Here is a 15,590-nt window from a genome sequence, read left to right as displayed (position 1 = left end):
TGATGGTTAACACACTGCTCAGCGCTCAAGCATAGTTAAGGCTCTTTCTTTCTGCTTCGGTCGTTGTGCCCTATTTGTTGCTGCAATGCCTGCTCCAGTTCGAGCATGGTGAGCTCTATGGCCTTGGTGCAATTGGCGACATCTTCGGGGTGGAAAACATCATGGCAGGCGCTTTCGAGTGCCTCACAACTGTCGATCACTCGACTCGCCTGGACGATGCGGGCCGCGCCCTTGATTTTGTGAGCGACGTCCAGGAACGACTGGCGGTCTTTGCATTGTGATAGCGCCAGCAATTCCTGGCGGTCCAGTCGATTGCTGTTCAGCAGTTCGGACAACAAACGCTGGTCCAGCTTCGGATTGCCGCCGGTCAGCAGTTGCAGCCCTTCGAGGCTGAATGCCGGCTCGCGGGCGATCGGTTTGATGCGCTCAATCCATTGCCTCAACGCCATCAAGCTGAGGGGCTTGAACAGGCAGTCGTCCATTCCGGCATTTTTGCAGCGCTGTATTTCTTCCGGCTGCGCGTTGGCGGTGAAGCCCAGCAAGGTGCAGGCCGCGCGCGGCTGTTGCCGTTCATGTTGGCGAATCAGACGGGCCAGTTCATAGCCGTTCATGACCGGCATGTTGCAATCGACAATCACCAGATCGAACCCTCCGTTTTTCCATGCGTCCAGCCCGGTCTGGCCATCCGTTTCAGCGCAGTAGTGGTGCCCCAGAAACTCCAGTTGCTGACACATGAGCAAGCGATTGGCCGGGTGATCATCGACCACCAGGACATTCAAGGGGGATGAGGTGGGGGGAACAGGCGCTTCGGCGGTGTTCGTTACCGGCTCGGGTGGCAACGTGGCCATTTGCAGCGAAATCTCGACCTGAGTACCGACACCGGGCTGACTGCGCAATTGCAGGCTGCCACCCATCATCTCGCACAACGTGCGGCTGATCACCAGACCCAGCCCCGCCCCCCCACGAGTCGACTGCGCGCTATGGGTCGCCTGAGCGAAGGGTTCGAACAGGCGCTGTTGATCCTGTTCGCTGATGCCGATTCCGCTGTCCTGAACCTGCAAACGCAACAAAACCCGATCGGTTTCGTCAGTGGCATGCAACTCACTCACAATCCGGACCTGACCTTGTTCGGTAAACTTGATGGCGTTGCTGACCAGATTGGACAGCACCTGCTTGAAGCGCATCGGGTCTAACAGGACGTCGGTTGGCATTTGGGCAGGGTTGAAGTCGAGCAGCAGGCGTAGGTTTTTCTGGCGGGCAAGGCCGTCGAAGATCCTGACCACCGAAGCCATCGTTTCGCCCAGGTTGACGCGTTCCGGGTTCAAACTCAGGTGCCCGGATTCGATTCGCGCTATATCAAGAATATCCCCGATCAGTTCCAGCAGATCTCTTGCCGAGTTGTAGGCGACGTCGATGGCGGGTCGGTCTGGATGATTCGCTTCGATACGTTTGAGGGTCAGTTCCAGCATGCCGATGATTGCATTCATCGGGGTGCGAATTTCATGGCTCATGGTCGCCAGGAAGGTGCTTTTGGCCCGGTTCGCTTCATCGGCACGTTCCTTTGCGGCGCGAAGTTCATCGAACAGTTGTCGCCGTTCGCTGATATCGATCCAGCCGCCGATGATGCCCTGCACTTCACCGCTGGAGTCCCGGTAAGGCAAAACCCAGTGATAAATCGTCATCTGGCGATTGCCGATGTGCAGCGTGCGATCGAGAATCAGCGGTATCCCTTCACTCATGACGCGCTGGTAATCCGTCTCGTATTCACGCGCTTCGAAAGCATTGCTCATCTTGCCCTCAATGACGCTTTTGCCGATCACGTCTTCGTATTTCGCACTAAAGGCCTCCAGGTAACTGTCGTTGCAGCTTTGCAGTAATCCCTGCCGATCACGCACGTAGATTGGATGCGGCGTTCCATTGACCAGCGACCGCATGAACTCAAGTTGATCATTCAGCGCGAGCTCGGCCGACTGACGCTGTTTTATCTGACGACGCATGTAAGCGTTCCAGGCAATGGAAATCAGCAGCAGCACGCCTACCCCCAGGACCACCTGATAGAACACCCGGTGATAGCTTTGCCAGGTGTTTTGCGAAGTCGACGCGTAACCCCGCCAGCGGCTGTTGATGATGCCCAACTCTTCCGGGGTAATGCTCAGCAGCGCCTTGTCGAGGATGGCACTCAATTCCTTGGCATCACGCCCGGTCGCCAAAGAGAACGCCGCCTGCTGAGTGCCAAGAGTGGAAGTGATCTGAAGGGTGTCTTCGAAGATTCTGGATGAAACAAAGTAGTTGGCGATCACCAGTGAATTGACCGCACCGTCAGCCTGGCCCTCTGCAACTAGTTGCACGGCACTGAAAGTGTCCGGTGTTTCGATCAGATTGATGTGCGGATACTGATGGCGCAGGTAATCCACCATCGGGTTACCTTGGGCAATCGTCAGGCGCTTGCCTGAAAACTGTGTGAGGTTTGTCGAGCTGCCAGCCCCTTTGCGCGTCAGCAGGACAAAGGAGTTTTCCAGATAGGGACGGCTGAAGTTCAGCAGCGTTTCACGTTGTGTGCTGGGTAGCAGCGCGGCAATCAGGTCGGCCTGATGGTGACTGACTCGCTCGATCATCTCGTCATCGCTTCGAGTTCGATGGATCTCGAAGCGCAGTCCGGTGCGTAACCTGATCAGCTCCAGCAGGTCGGCGGTGACTCCCCGGAAATTGTCGTCGTTATCGAAAAACGTCAGCGGCGCAAACGCTTCATTGACCACTACGCGCACGACCGGATGTTGCGCCAGCCAGCGTTCTTCGCGACCGGTCAGTTGCAGCTTGTGATCGGTGAGAAGAATGTCACTGCCGGCACTCCAGCGCTTGGCGATGTTTTCTCGCTCGCTGGTGGGCGTGGCAATCAGTATCGCGTTGATAATCCCAAGAAGGTCCGGGTTGTTCCTGTGCACGGCAAAACTGAAGCCGTGGACTTCGTGCTTACCGAAGTTCGCCATCCGGATGTTGTTCAGGTAGCCCTTGTTGATCAGGTAATGGGTGGAAATGGTGTCGCCAAGAAAGACATCGGCCTGGTCGAAAGCAACGGCGTTGATTGCATTCTGGTAAGACGGGTAGGACGTGATGATCGCCTTTGGATACAGGGCTTTGACTTCTTCCATGGGCAAATAGTGGTACACCATGCTCAACCGCAACCCGGCAAGGCCATCGGTCAGGGATCGGGTTTCTCCTTCCCGTGTCACCAGAACAGGTTGATCCGCGGCGTAAGGTGCTGAAAGCACAATATTGGCGTTACGTGCCTCGAATCCGTTGGCACTGCCGAGCATGTCGACTGCGCCGCTTTCCAGTGCCTCGATCGCGTCTTCCCGGGAGGCATAGCGCTGAACCTTGACTGGCAGGCCGGTGGCCTTGCCAAGGATACCCGCATAATCGGCGGTGAAGCCTTCATAGTCGTTGCCACTTTGCGTCAGGTCGAATGGCGGGTAGTCGGGGGCTGAAGTACCCAGGATCAGTTCACGTTTATTGTTGATCCATTGTCGTTGTGATGAATCCAGTTGGACTTCCATGTGCCCGACCATTGATCGACTGAGCAAGGTGAAATGTTCGCTGGCGGAATGTGCCGCAGACACTGAGGGGCTCAGACAAAAGCCTGCGGTTATCAGTATTAGATAGTCCTTTAAACGACTGGGCATCCGGTCTCTCACACTAAGGCGTTACGTTTTGCCATATCGATGAGTTCAACCAGTGATTTGGCTTTGAGTTTTTGCATCAGGCGCTTTTTATAGGTGCTGACCGTCTTGTTGCTCAGGAACATGCCCTTGGCAATTTCCTTATTGGTGCGACCTTGTGCAAACAGTTGCAATACCATCAACTCCCGGTCGTTGACCGACTTGAAGAGTTCCAGATCGGCGTATCGCGAGTCATCGCTACGGACAGGGTTCAAAGCCTGGCTGGGAAAGTAGTTGTAGCCCGAGAGCACCGCTTTGATTGCACTCACCAGTTCACTGAGGTCTTCCTGTTTGCATACATACCCCGAGGCACCGGATTGCATGCAGCGAATACCGAACAGTGTCGGGCACTGAGCGGTTAACACCAGCGTTTTTAACGGGGTGCACATGGCGTTGAAACGCGAGAGGACTTCCAGTCCATCCAGTTTGGGAATGCTGATGTCGAGAATCACCAGGTCCGGCATGCATTCGCGAACCATCTGCATGGCGTCGACCCCATTATCAGTTTCGCCGACGACTTTATACCCCTCATGTTCGAGCAACATTCGGACGGCAAGACGGATAACGGGGTGATCGTCGACAATAAATACGGAGTTCATAATCAGATCCCATGCGAGCTCAAATAAAGCGCGCACCTTAGCTCAGATAGTTGAGGGGGCGCATGAACTGACAAGCCGATAGCAGTGATATAGGACAAATCCTACAATCAAAGAGGATATGGACTACACCTCAACTAGGTTTTTAATGAAGATCAATGGAAATGCTATATGTGTGAGCAGGACTCTAAATCTATAGTTAGTGTATTAAGTGTGTTGGATTAAAGGACTTATAGTGAGGCCAGGGTCAACAAGTTTCTAAAATCTGATTGTTGCAATGGTTTTATCAAGTAACCCAGTAAGGGGAGATCATGTTCGTCGGCTATTTTTTTGAGCTCGTCCAGTTCTCGGGGTGTCAGACTGCTTAGAAGTATCGCTTGCTTGATCATTCCCTGGTGGCTGGCGAACTCGATCAAATCAAGGCCCGGGAGATCCGGCAGGCATTGATCACACAGAAGAATGTCGAAGGGCTGTGAAGACTCGAGCATCCGGCGTAAAGCGCTCGCGGCACTGTCCGAGGCGGTGAGTTGGGTGAAGCCATAACTCTCTAGCAGGCATTGGGTCGCTTTGAGCTGAAAGGGATGATCTTCCACCAGCAAGATGCGCCAATCGTGTTTGAACCTGACATTTTTCATGCTTCATGTGTCGAGCAGAGTGGACGGTGATTATTGCGCCAGCAGGCGCAGGCAGTCGATCAGCCAGCGCTGCGCACGATGTAGGGCGATTCTGTTTGCGAGTGAACATCAACCAGCTCTTCAGGCAATCTGAACAGCTGGTCGAGGGGGATTCACCCGCGGCTTGAACGACCGGTCATTTCCAGGGCCATTTCACTGGCGTAGCTGTCGGTCATACCGGCGATGAAGTCGATCATGCGCAAGAAAGACGTATGCAAAGGCCCGCGAGGATCGGGTGCATTGTTCCCCAATAGATCAAGGATGCGACGACTTTTGAACGAGGGCGTTCGACCGTTGTGTTGTTCCAGCGCCGCTCCGCAAAACGCGTTCAGAAGAATTTCAAGCGTGGTGTAGGCGCCGATTTCGTGCAGCGTCTTGCGTTTGTCCTGGAAAATCTTTTTTCTGGCCATGTCTTTGGCATTCAAGACGCAACGCTTGGCCGGGCCATGCATGTGCTCCACCAGATCACCGGGCAGTGTGCCGGCCAACAGGGCGTCCTGTTGTTCGACGAAGGCGCGCGCCGCAGCATTGGTCAAGTGTTCGATGGCTTTGCCCCGCAGGATGGCCAGTTTGCGACGCCGCGAATCCAGTGGACCGAGTTGGCGATAGGTTTCCGGAAGGTCGTCGCCCACAAGGTTGAGTAGCAAAGACTCGACTTCGGCGTATTCCAGCAACTCCATTTCCAGACCGTCTTCCAGGTCGATCAGCGCGTAGCAGATGTCATCGGCGGCTTCCATCAGGTACACCAATGGATGGCGCGCCCAGCGCTGCTCTTCCAGTTGTGGCAGGCCGAGTTTGTGAGCGATCTGCTCCAGCAACGGCAGTTCGCTCTGATAACAGCCGAACTTGTGCTTTTTGTAACCCAGTGAGTCCGCGTGCTTCGCCGTCCAGGGATATTTCAGGTACGTACCCAGCGTGGCATACGTCAGCCGCGTACCACCGTCGAACTGATGGTACTCCAGCTGAGTGAGCACCCGGAAGCCTTGGGCGTTGCCTTCGAAATTGAGGAAATCGTTGCGTTCGACTTCGCTCATGGCGTCCAGCCAACCACGGCCTGCGGCCTGCTGGAACCAGTGTCGGATGGCGTCTTCGCCGGAGTGGCCGAAGGGTGGGTTGCCAATGTCATGGGCCAGGCAGGCCGATTGCACCACCATTCCCAGATCGCTCGGGTCGCACCAGTCGGGCAGGGCGTCGCGAATGGTTTCGCCCACACGCATGCCCAGTGAGCGGCCGACGCAGCTGACTTCCAGTGAGTGGGTCAGGCGCGTATGGATATGATCGTTGCTGGTGACCGGATGGACTTGGGTCTTGCGTCCAAGCCTGCGAAAAGCGCCTGAGAAAATAATGCGGTCATGGTCTTTATGGAAAGGGCTGCGGCCGAGTTCTTCCGGGCTGTGCAGAGGTTTTCCGAGGCGTTCGCGGGTAAGCAGGGTTTGCCAATCCAAGGCGGGTCTCTCCGTCAGGTGACTGAGCCCTTAGCTTCCGGGTTCGCGCCGGTGCCTGCAAGTGGAACTGGCGCCCGGCGGCGTCGATGTCGATGTCGATGGACACGCAGGATCGAACCTCTCGATAAAGAGGTTCGTCCCGCGGGTGTTGCAAGCATGCCATTCAGTCTTTACGCGAATTGCTTTGCAGGACCAGTTTGATCAAGGGTGCCAGGCTGGTGCCCAGCCGTACCAGGCGAGTCAGGCTGCTGACGCCACCGCGTTCTGGCGCCTTTGCCGGTCAGGAAGCCCAGCAAAGTGACAGCCGCCACGCCCCAGAGCGGAGCATGCTTGATGCCAAAATTCTCCTGCAGGTTTTGCGTCATCCCGCGCATCCGCTGCAAGGGCAGCAGCAGTTCCCTGGATTCATGGCGAATTTCCTGACGGTGCATTTCCATGCGCAGGCGAATCAACGCCTTGCGCATTTCCGCGCGCGAGCTGTTATGAGGCAGTTCAGGCAGGCTCATGGCAGCAGACGCTCCCGATCGTTGGCCAATTCTTGCAGGGTGCCATGGAAAGGCGAGGACTCATCGAAGACCGCTGCTTTCAAACGCAGCCCACAGAATATGGCGGCCAAGGTATAGAACACGCAGAGCCCGATGATGGCGGCCAGGCGATAAGTGTCCCAGAACACGATCAACACCAGTGTCGACAACCCCACCAGCAGCAGTAATGCAAAGACCAGCGCCAGGCCCGCAAACAGCAGCAGGCTTACGGTGCGCGCTTTTTGTTCCTGCAACTCGATGCCGAACAGTTCGACATGGCTGTGCAACAGTCCAAGAAAAGCGGCGCCCAGGCGTCGTGATGTAGCGCTTGTGCCCGTCGCAGACGAGCTGGATTCGCCGATAGACATATCAGCGCCGAGAAGCCAGCAGGCCAATCAGGAAGCCCACCCCGGCGGCGATCCCGACCGATTGCCATGGGTTGGCCTGAACATAATCCTCGGTCGCGGTGACCGCTGCCTGGCCGCGCTCTTTCAATGAGTCTTCGGTCAACTTCAAGGTTTCCCGGGCACGCAACAGGCTGTCGTGGATCTGGTTACGCAGCTCATCAGCCTGATCGCCGGCCAGGCTGGCGGTGTGTTCCAGCAACCGTTCGGTGTCGCTGACCAGAGTCTGAAAATCGTTCATCAGGATTTCTTGAGCAGTCTTTGCCTTGATGCTGGCCATGGGTGGATCTCCGTCTGTGGCTTCTGATGGGTTCGAGTATGAGCCTTGCGCGAAGGTTCATTACAAATGACTGGTACAACTTTTGCTGTGTCGTGGTGCGTTTGCCGGTGCTGATGCGCTGTTGCCGGGCATGATTTCAGTAATGCCCTGACGCAAACAATCAAAACTCGCGCGAGGGTGACGCTTCTATGCGCCAAAACGGTTCGCAGGGATCAGTGATTCGATCCAGGTGAGCCGCAAACTGGTGCATCGTTTGCTTGCGCGAACTGCTTTGGTGCTTTTTTCAGCCTTAAGGTCTGCCAAACTCCATGGAAAATCTGCAAAGCGCGGTGGACAGTCTGGTCCACAGCTCCAATACATTGTTCATCCTTATCGGCGCAGTCATGGTGTTGGCCATGCACGCCGGTTTCGCCTTTCTTGAGGTTGGCACGGTTCGGCAAAAGAACCAGGTCAACGCCTTGTCGAAGATTCTCAGCGACTTCGCCATTTCGACCCTGGCCTACTTCTTTATAGGCTATTGGATTTCCTATGGCGTTACCTTCCTGCAACCGGCAGGCGGTGATCAACGCCGACCATGGTTACGCACTGGTGAAATTCTTCTTTTTGCTGACCTTCGCCGCGGCGATTCCGGCGATCATTTCCGGCGGCATCGCCGAGCGCGCCAGGTTTGTCCCGCAGTTGTGTGCGACAGCGCTGATCGTGGCGTTCATCTACCCCTTCTTTGAAGGCATGATCTGGAATGGCAATTTTGGTTTGCAAGCCTGGTTGCTGGTCCATGTGGGGGCCAGCTTCCATGATTTTGCAGGTTCTGTAGTGGTTCACGCCATGGGCGGCTGGCTGGCGCTCGCGGCGGTGTTGTTGCTCGGGCCAAGACAGGGGCGCTATCGCGACGGTCGTCTGGTGGCGTTTGCGCCGTCGAGCATTCCATTTCTTGCGTTGGGTTCGTGGATCCTGATTGTCGGCTGGTTTGGCTTCAACGTCATGAGCGCTCAGACGCTGCAAGGCGTGAGCGGACTGGTGGCGGTGAATTCGTTGATGGCCATGGTCGGCGGAACCATGGCGGCGCTGATTGTCGGACGCAATGACCCTGGCTTCCTGCATAACGGCCCATTGGCCGGTCTGGTGGCCATTTGCGCTGGCTCCGACCTGATGCACCCGGTGGGTGCGCTGGTGACGGGGGGCATCGCGGGCGCGCTGTTTGTCTGGTGTTTTACCGCGGCGCAGGGCAAATGGCACATCGACGATGTGCTGGGGGTTTGGCCGTTGCACGGTCTGTGTGGTGCGTGGGGTGGCATCGCATGCGGCATTTTTGGTCAGACCGCGCTGGGCGGTTTGGGTGGGGTGAGCCTGATCAGCCAGTTGATCGGCACCTCTTTGGGTGTGGTCGTGGCGCTGGCCGGTGGCTTTGCCGTGTATGGGACGATCAAGGCGTTTCACGGGCTGCGCTTGAGCCAGGAAGAAGAGTATTACGGCGCGGATTTGTCGGTGCACAAGATTGGCGCCGTCAGTCAGGACTGAATCAGTTCTCTTCATCTACAGCCCCGGGATAGAAACCGTGGAGCATCCGGTAGCGATCGTGCCGTATCTGATCGACTCGTTCCTGTACCTGATGGGCGGGTAGCCCCAGCATGATCAGCGCATGGGAGGCGAGCATCAGGCTGGACTCCAGCAATTCGGGCACGACTTCGTTGGCGCCGGCCTCTTTCAATTCGGCCAGCTGACTGTCGTCCCGGGTGCGGACCAGAATCGGCACACTTGAATTGAGCCGGCGTGCCTCCTTGAGGATCTCCAGCGCGATTTCAGCCTGGTCCACGGCGATCACCAGCAGTTTGGCGCGCGCCAACCCGACGGCCTCCAGCAGTTCGCCGCGTCGGGAGTCTCCGTAATGTACGCAGCTTTCACTGACGGCCGCTTCTTCGATCCGTACCGAATCGTGGTCCAGCGCAATGTAAGGTTGTTGCTGTTGGCGCAGGCAGCGACCGATGGACTGACCAACGCGACCGTAACCACAAATGACGACATGCTTGTCCAGCTCTGCGTTCAAGGCGCTGATTTCTTCAAGTTTTGCTTCCCTGTTGGACTTGCGGTGCAGGCGCTTGGCAATAGTCGGGGCCGCACGTAGCATCAATGGCGTGACCAGCATCGAACAGAAGGTGGCGGCCAGCAGCAGGCCGCTAAGTTGTGCGGGAATCAGATCGTTTTGTTGCATTTGCGCCATCAGTGCAAAGCAGAACTCACCCCCCTGGGCCAGTGCCATGCCGCTGCGCCAGGCGGTTTCGCCATCGCTGCCACGCCATTTGACCAACAGCGCCACCACGGTGCCCTTGATCAGCAGTAACCCCAGTGTCATAGCGAGGATCAGCGGGGCGTGACTGGCAAACAAATTCAAGTCGATGAGCATGCCAATGCTGACGAAGAACACCCCGAGCAGAATGTCGCGAAACGGACGGATATCCGCCTCGACCTGGTGTCGGTAATGACTTTCACCTAACAGCATGCCAGCGAGAAACGCGCCCAAGGCCGGGGAAAGGCCCAGCAAGTGAGTCAGCCAGGCGGTCAGCAGAACAATGACCAGCGCCAGCAGTACGAACAGTTCGGGAGAACGGGCAGCAGCGACTTCGTGGAACAACCGTGGCAGCAGCCAGCGACTGACCAGCATCAGACCACCAAACAACACCACGGTTTTTACCAGTGTCAGGGGCAGCGCCCAGTACCAGGCTTGATCGCTGCTGCCGGCGAACACAGGCACCAGGGTCAGCAGCAAGACGGCCACAACGTCCTGGAACAGCAGTACCGCGATGGCATTCTGGCCATGACTGCTGAAAATTTCGCCGAGGCTGCTCAACTCCTTGCTGACAATGGCGGTGGACGACAGCGACAGTCCCGCGCCCAGTAATAAAGCAGGTGTGGTCGGCATCCCGAACATTATCAACAAAACACCCAGCAAGAGTCCGCTGACCAGCACTTGCAAACTGCCAAGACCAAACACCACACGGCGTAATGCGATCATTTTCGTCAAGGAAAACTCGAGACCGAGCGAGAACAGCAGGAACACCACACCGAGCTCGGCAAGGTATGGCAACCCTTCGCTTTCATTCACCCAGTCGAAGGCGGTCGGACCAATCATCAACCCAACGCACAGATAGCCCAGAACCGGTGGCAATCGCAGGCGCTGGAACAGCGCGATGACCACCAGAGAGGAAACGAGGATTATCAAGAGATTGGCAAACACGAATAACTCCGCTGATAGACACTGGCTACTCAAGCGTAGAAGCAAAAAAACGTGAGCATTGCTTAAATGGCACGAGCGGCGACTGATTTGCATCAGGGTTATACCGCCCGCCCTTGCGATTCATCCTCCTGAGCAGAAGATTCAATGGCTCGACGGCTTTTCAGGGCAGGCCTAGAATAGACACTTAATTTTTTCGGTTGAGCGCTCATGCTTCCTGAATGTCAGCTGTTCGGCACTCTTGGGTGCCACCTCTGTGAAGTCGCCGAAGCCATGCTGATGGAGTTTGTCGAACGTGGCCTGTTGGTCGAGCTGGTCGATATTGCTGACGACGAAACCTGGTTCGCCGCCTACAGCCTGCGCATTCCGGTGTTGCGACGAGTCGATACCGGCGCTGAATTGGGGTGGCCATTCAGTGCCGATGAGGTAGTGGCGTTCTTGCGTTAAGCGTTTTTTGTGTGGTCGGCGGTCCCGCCCGTCGAACTTTGCGATTGATCCCCTTGGCTTAATCGATACTCTTCGGATACTGTATGCGCATACAGCTATTCGTAATGCTGCCATTCCATCCCGGGTTTTCGGGGATGGGCAGGCGGTTCGGGGTATGAGAGGGATAAATCGTGGTCAATGTCGAACAACTGAAAAACAGCGTGAACCGGATGTCGGTCGATGTTGTGCGCGAGGCCGTCCTCGAATTGCGTCTGGACGGTCTGGTGACGGAAGGCAAAACGCCCTTCAATAAAGTGCATTTCAATACCTGTTTTGCCGAAATCGAGGCGTTGTTCCAGCGTGCGGGTTACCACCGGCAGCTGGATGTCGTGGGCTATCAGGGGTTGTTGTACGCGCTTTACGATCCTGCTCGCTGGGAAGCCGTCGATGTATTGCGCTGGCTCAAGGAGTTCACCGAAGCGGCGGCGCGGCACAAATTCCAGCATGAGGATTCTCTGCTAGGTTCGACTCGGCTGCTGTTGGATAATGCCGGCCTGTATCGAGGGTCAGAACGTTCGTATGTCCACTTCAACTTTTTCTGCGGTACACAACCAGGCCAGCACACTCTATCTGCCGCCTGGTTCGTGGCAGACCGTCATCGATTGCCTGTGCGAACACTTCAGCGCTATCGGCCGTGACCAATGGCTGGACAGAGTGGCGCGTGGTCGGGTGCTGGACGGGCACGGAATGCCGATCACGGTTGATCTACCCTACAAGGAAGGCCTGCGGATTCATTATTTTCGTGAGGTGCCGGACGAGAAGCCGATCCCGGTAGTCGAGACGATTCTCTATGCCGACGAGCACTTGGTCGTCGCAGACAAGCCGCACTTTCTGCCAGTGACGCCGGCTGGCGAATACGTGGAGCAGACGCTGCTGCGCGAGGCTGATTCGTCGACTGGATAACCCTCATCTGGTGCCGTTGCATCGCATTGACCGGCATACGGCGGGGCTGGTGCTGTTTTCGGCTAACCCTCAGAGCCGTTCAGCGTATCAGTCGTTATTTCCAACACGACAAATCGAGAAACGCTACGAAGCAATCGCCCGTGCCTTGCCTGAGCTGTCTTTCCCATTGGTTCATAAAAGTCGTCTCATCGATGGCGAACCGTTTTTTCGCATGCAGGAAGGTCCAGGCATCTGCAACACCGAGACAGCAGTCGAGGTTCGGGAAAAGAACGGAGACCTGTGGCGATATGCGCTTTACCCGGTGACGGGCAAGAAACATCAATTGCGGGTACACATGACTGCGCTGGGTGCAAGTATCTGCAACGACCCGTTTTATCCGCAGGTGCTCAATGACATTGAAGATGACTATGCCAATCCGCTGAAATTGCTCGCACAGGGCTTGCGGTTTCTGGACCCGGTCACCGGCCAGGAAAGAGTCTTTGAAAGCACTATCACGTTGCAGTGGTGAAAAATACCGCCCACGAAAATGCCCGCATTAAGCGGGCTTTTTGTATCCGGTCGGAGCGGCAAAGATTACAACTCTTTAACGGTGCGAACCTGATCCTTGTTGATGCGGGTTTGCTTGCCGTCCAGCTGTTCGAATTCGTAGAAGCCTGATTCTTCATCGTACCGTGGCGAGTCGACGGCCTGGATTTCGCGACCGTCATTCAGGGTAATCACTGATGGCGATGCGCAGCCGGCGAGGGTCGCGATGCCCGCGGCGAGCATGAAAGTGGCGAGGATCCGTTGAGTCATGAGAGTGTCTCCAAATATGAATTCTTTTGATTACTGAGCTTGAGACGTATACAGCGCACGCAAGTTCCTTGGCTAGAGTCGTTCTGACTCGGGGCTATGCGCGCTTAACAGTTCCGGGGTATTCAGGTTGGCCAGGCGAGGGTCGTTTTCGGCGCATTGCAGAGCGCTGGCCCCCAGCTTGCGCATAATGCGCCCCGGACTGCGTTCACCGTCATTCCATGCGGAGTCGAACGCCGCGCAAAGCGCGACCGGGATGATACACAGCAGCGGCTCCCAGTGTTCGCCCTGGCGCAGCATCAGCGGTTTGTCCGGATGCTGGTTGGCAGTTTCGCGCATGCTCTGAAGCAGGGCGGCGCTAATGCGAGGTACGTCGCACGGCAACACCAGCAGATGAGCGTGGCGCGCAGCTTTGAGACCCGCGCGAATCCCGGCCAACGGTCCAGGAAATCACCTTCGTCGTCATGGACCAACTGATCGGCATACGGCGCGTACATGTCCAGGTTCCTGTTGCACGAGATGATCAAGTCATCGCTCAGGCCACGGGTTTTTTCGATGTAGGTGCGCAATCAGCGGCTCGCCATGCCATTTCAGCAAACCTTTGTCCTGACCGCCCATGCGTTGGCCGCGACCACCTGCCAGGAGCAGAATGGAGCAGGGTGGCAATGGTGAATTCGAGGTCATGGCAGGTCTCCATGGGACGCTGAAAAATTGAAGCGCTGTGATATAACACCGAGCTGTTTTTCCTACAACTGGACGAGCCTATGAAAGCCAAGGCTGATGTACCGTTCGCACCGCTTAACATCGCGGTGCTGACGGTCAGCGATACTCGAACTCTGGAAACCGATACGTCAGGCCAGGTTTTTGTCGACGGCTTGAGCGCAGCCGGCCACAACCTGGCCGCTCGAGTGTTGCTTAAAGATGATCTCTACAAAATTCGTGCGCAAGTCGCCAATTGGATTGCCGATGAAGTGGTTCAGGTGGTGCTGATCACTGGCGGTACCGGGTTTACGGGGCGCGACAGCACGCCAGAGGCGGTGAGTTGCCTGTTGGATAAGCAAGTGGATGGTTTTGGTGAACTGTTCCGGCAGATTTCCGTTGCCGATATCGGCACCTCGACCGTGCAGTCCCGGGCTCTGGCCGGTTTGGCCAACGGGACGCTGGTCTGCTGCTTGCCAGGTTCTACCAATGCCGTTCGCACCGGCTGGGATGGCATTCTCGCCGAACAGCTGGATTCTCGTCATCGTCCCTGCAATTTCGTGGCCCACTTGAAGCAGGCGGCACCCTGTGAATCCCGCGGGTAAGCCAGGTAAAAGCGGTAGCCTGATGCCTGTCGAGGTGGCGCTGGCGCGTCTGCTGGAAATGGCGGACGCCTCGCCCATCCACGACCGTGAACGTTTGCCGGTGGCACAGGTTCAGGGGCGTGTGCTCGCCGATGACCTGGTCTCGACGCTCGATCTGCCGCCTTGGCCGAACAGTGCCATGGACGGTTACGCCTTGCGAGTTGCTGACTGGACGGGAGAACCGTTGGTGGTCAGCCAGAAGGTATATGCCGGTCAGGCGCCTGAACCGGTGAAGTCGGGTACTTGTGCCCGAATCTTCACCGGTGCGCCCGTGCCAGCAGGCGCCGACTGTGTCGAAATGCAGGAGAATGTCGAGGTTCTGGCAGATGAACGGATCCGCTTCATCGAACCGATGAGCCCCGGTCAAAACATCCGGCCACAAGGTCAGGAAACGACGGTCGGCGAACTGATTTTGCCGGCCGGCACGCGACTTGGGGCTATCGAACAGGGGCTGGCGGCATCGCTGGGTTGTGCTGAACTGGACGTGGTTCGCAAGGTTCGTGTTGCGGTTCTCTCCACCGGAGATGAATTGGTTGAACCGGGTCAGACCCTGGGCCCGGGACAGATCTACAACAGCAATCGGGTGTTGCTGTGCAGTTGGTTGCAGCGGCTGGGCTGTGAAGTCATCGATGCCGGCATTCTTCCTGATGATCTGGCGATCACCCGTGCCCGTTTGGGCGAGTTGAACGATGTCGATTTGATCCTCTCTACGGGAGGGGTATCTGTAGGTGAAGCGGATTTCCTGGGCATGGCGCTGCGCGAAGCGGGCGAACTGTCTCTTTGGAAACTCGCCATCAAACCTGGCAAGCCGCTGACATTCGGGCATTTCCGGGGTGTACCTGTGATCGGGTTGCCCGGCAATCCGGCGTCGACACTGATCACTTTTGCTTTGTTGGCAAAACCCTATCTGATGCGCCGCCAAGGTGTAAAAGAGGTCGAGCCATTGAAGTTTCAGGTGCCCGCAGGGTTCGACTGGCCTAAAGCTGGCAATCGCCGAGAATACTTGCGTGGGCGCCTGGAGAACGGCCGGGCAATCATTTACAAGAATCAGAGCTCTGGCGTACTTCGTAGTGCTGCCTGGGCCGATGGTTTGGTTGAGGTGTTGGAAGGGCGGACGTTGATCTCGGGTGAATATGTCGTGTTCATTCCGCTGAGCGAAATCCTGAACTGACCTCAAAGCACGCTCTTGCCGCAAGCC

11 protein-coding genes and 5 pseudogenes are annotated in these 15,590 nt (G+C 56.7%); 6 read left to right on the top strand and 10 right to left on the bottom strand.

Features of this window, described 5'->3' with window-relative positions; translation table 11 throughout:
* Positions 1-35: 35 nt before the first annotated feature.
* The 7 genes and pseudogenes from AB4N76_RS05170 to AB4N76_RS05140 form a co-directional block, all read right to left on the bottom strand.
* Positions 36-3,680: a transporter substrate-binding domain-containing protein gene (locus AB4N76_RS05170; protein ID WP_046032397.1), complete on the bottom strand. Its 3,645-nt coding sequence runs from the start codon at positions 3,678-3,680 to the stop codon at positions 36-38.
* An 8-nt stretch (positions 3,681-3,688) separates the two neighbouring features.
* Positions 3,689-4,315, bottom strand: coding sequence for a response regulator transcription factor (locus AB4N76_RS05165; protein ID WP_046032396.1), 627 nt, complete (start codon positions 4,313-4,315; stop codon positions 3,689-3,691).
* 227 nt (positions 4,316-4,542) lie between these two features.
* Positions 4,543-4,947, bottom strand: a complete 405-nt coding sequence (locus AB4N76_RS05160) for a response regulator (protein ID WP_046032395.1) — start codon at positions 4,945-4,947, stop codon at positions 4,543-4,545.
* 152 nt (positions 4,948-5,099) lie between these two features.
* Positions 5,100-6,431 (bottom strand): deoxyguanosinetriphosphate triphosphohydrolase, encoded by a 1,332-nt coding sequence (locus AB4N76_RS05155; protein WP_046032394.1) that lies wholly within the window; start codon positions 6,429-6,431, stop codon positions 5,100-5,102.
* 163 nt (positions 6,432-6,594) lie between these two features.
* Positions 6,595-6,937, bottom strand: a pseudogene (locus tag AB4N76_RS05150) (hypothetical protein).
* Entirely contained in the window at positions 6,934-7,323 is a 390-nt protein-coding gene (locus AB4N76_RS05145; protein WP_046032392.1) for a phage holin family protein, read from the bottom strand. Before AB4N76_RS05145 ends, AB4N76_RS05150 begins: the two are co-directional and overlap by 4 nt.
* Before the next feature lies 1 nt (position 7,324).
* Entirely contained in the window at positions 7,325-7,639 is a 315-nt protein-coding gene (locus AB4N76_RS05140; protein ID WP_046032391.1) for an ElaB/YgaM/YqjD family protein, read from the bottom strand.
* 308 nt (positions 7,640-7,947) lie between these two features.
* Here AB4N76_RS05140 and AB4N76_RS05135 point away from each other — a divergent pair.
* Positions 7,948-9,157, top strand: a pseudogene (locus AB4N76_RS05135) (ammonium transporter).
* A 1-nt stretch (position 9,158) separates the two neighbouring features.
* Here the strand turns inward: AB4N76_RS05135 and AB4N76_RS05130 are convergent.
* Positions 9,159-10,871 (bottom strand): cation:proton antiporter, encoded by a 1,713-nt coding sequence (locus tag AB4N76_RS05130; protein WP_046032389.1) that lies wholly within the window; start codon positions 10,869-10,871, stop codon positions 9,159-9,161.
* Positions 10,872-11,078: 207 nt separating this feature from the next.
* Between AB4N76_RS05130 and AB4N76_RS05125 the strand changes: the two genes are divergently transcribed.
* The 3 genes and pseudogenes from AB4N76_RS05125 to AB4N76_RS05115 all read left to right on the top strand — a co-directional run bounded on the left by AB4N76_RS05125 (position 11,079) and on the right by AB4N76_RS05115 (position 12,765).
* Positions 11,079-11,315 carry a glutaredoxin family protein gene (locus AB4N76_RS05125; protein WP_007973483.1) on the top strand — a complete coding sequence of 79 codons (237 nt, stop codon included), beginning with the start codon at positions 11,079-11,081 and terminating at the stop codon, positions 11,313-11,315.
* 170 nt (positions 11,316-11,485) lie between these two features.
* Positions 11,486-11,788: pseudogene (locus AB4N76_RS05120) on the top strand (transcriptional regulator); the annotation flags it as partial.
* 85 nt (positions 11,789-11,873) lie between these two features.
* A pseudogene (locus tag AB4N76_RS05115) lies at positions 11,874-12,765 on the top strand (pseudouridine synthase).
* 65 nt (positions 12,766-12,830) lie between these two features.
* On the opposite strand, the gene AB4N76_RS05110 reads toward AB4N76_RS05115, so the two are convergent.
* Together AB4N76_RS05110 and AB4N76_RS05105 are read right to left on the bottom strand one after the other, a co-directional pair.
* Complete coding sequence (locus AB4N76_RS05110; protein WP_046032385.1) at positions 12,831-13,052, bottom strand: YgdI/YgdR family lipoprotein; 222 nt, start codon at positions 13,050-13,052, stop codon at positions 12,831-12,833.
* 72 nt (positions 13,053-13,124) lie between these two features.
* Positions 13,125-13,667: pseudogene (locus tag AB4N76_RS05105) on the bottom strand (NTP transferase domain-containing protein).
* A 146-nt stretch (positions 13,668-13,813) separates the two neighbouring features.
* On the opposite strand from AB4N76_RS05105, the gene moaB reads away from it, so the two are divergent.
* Both moaB and AB4N76_RS05095 read left to right on the top strand, forming a co-directional pair.
* Positions 13,814-14,353 (top strand): molybdenum cofactor biosynthesis protein B, encoded by a 540-nt coding sequence (moaB, locus tag AB4N76_RS05100; protein ID WP_077431667.1) that lies wholly within the window; start codon positions 13,814-13,816, stop codon positions 14,351-14,353.
* Positions 14,337-15,563, top strand: a complete 1,227-nt coding sequence (locus tag AB4N76_RS05095; protein ID WP_460164235.1) for a molybdopterin molybdotransferase MoeA — start codon at positions 14,337-14,339, stop codon at positions 15,561-15,563. The genes moaB and AB4N76_RS05095 overlap by 17 nt, the downstream gene beginning before the upstream one ends.
* Positions 15,564-15,590: the final 27 nt, after the last annotated feature.

It is taken from the genome of Pseudomonas sp. S2_F03, from assembly GCF_054668335.1.
Note: the sequence above shows the minus strand (reverse complement) of the source record. Positions and strands in the feature narration are given on the sequence as shown.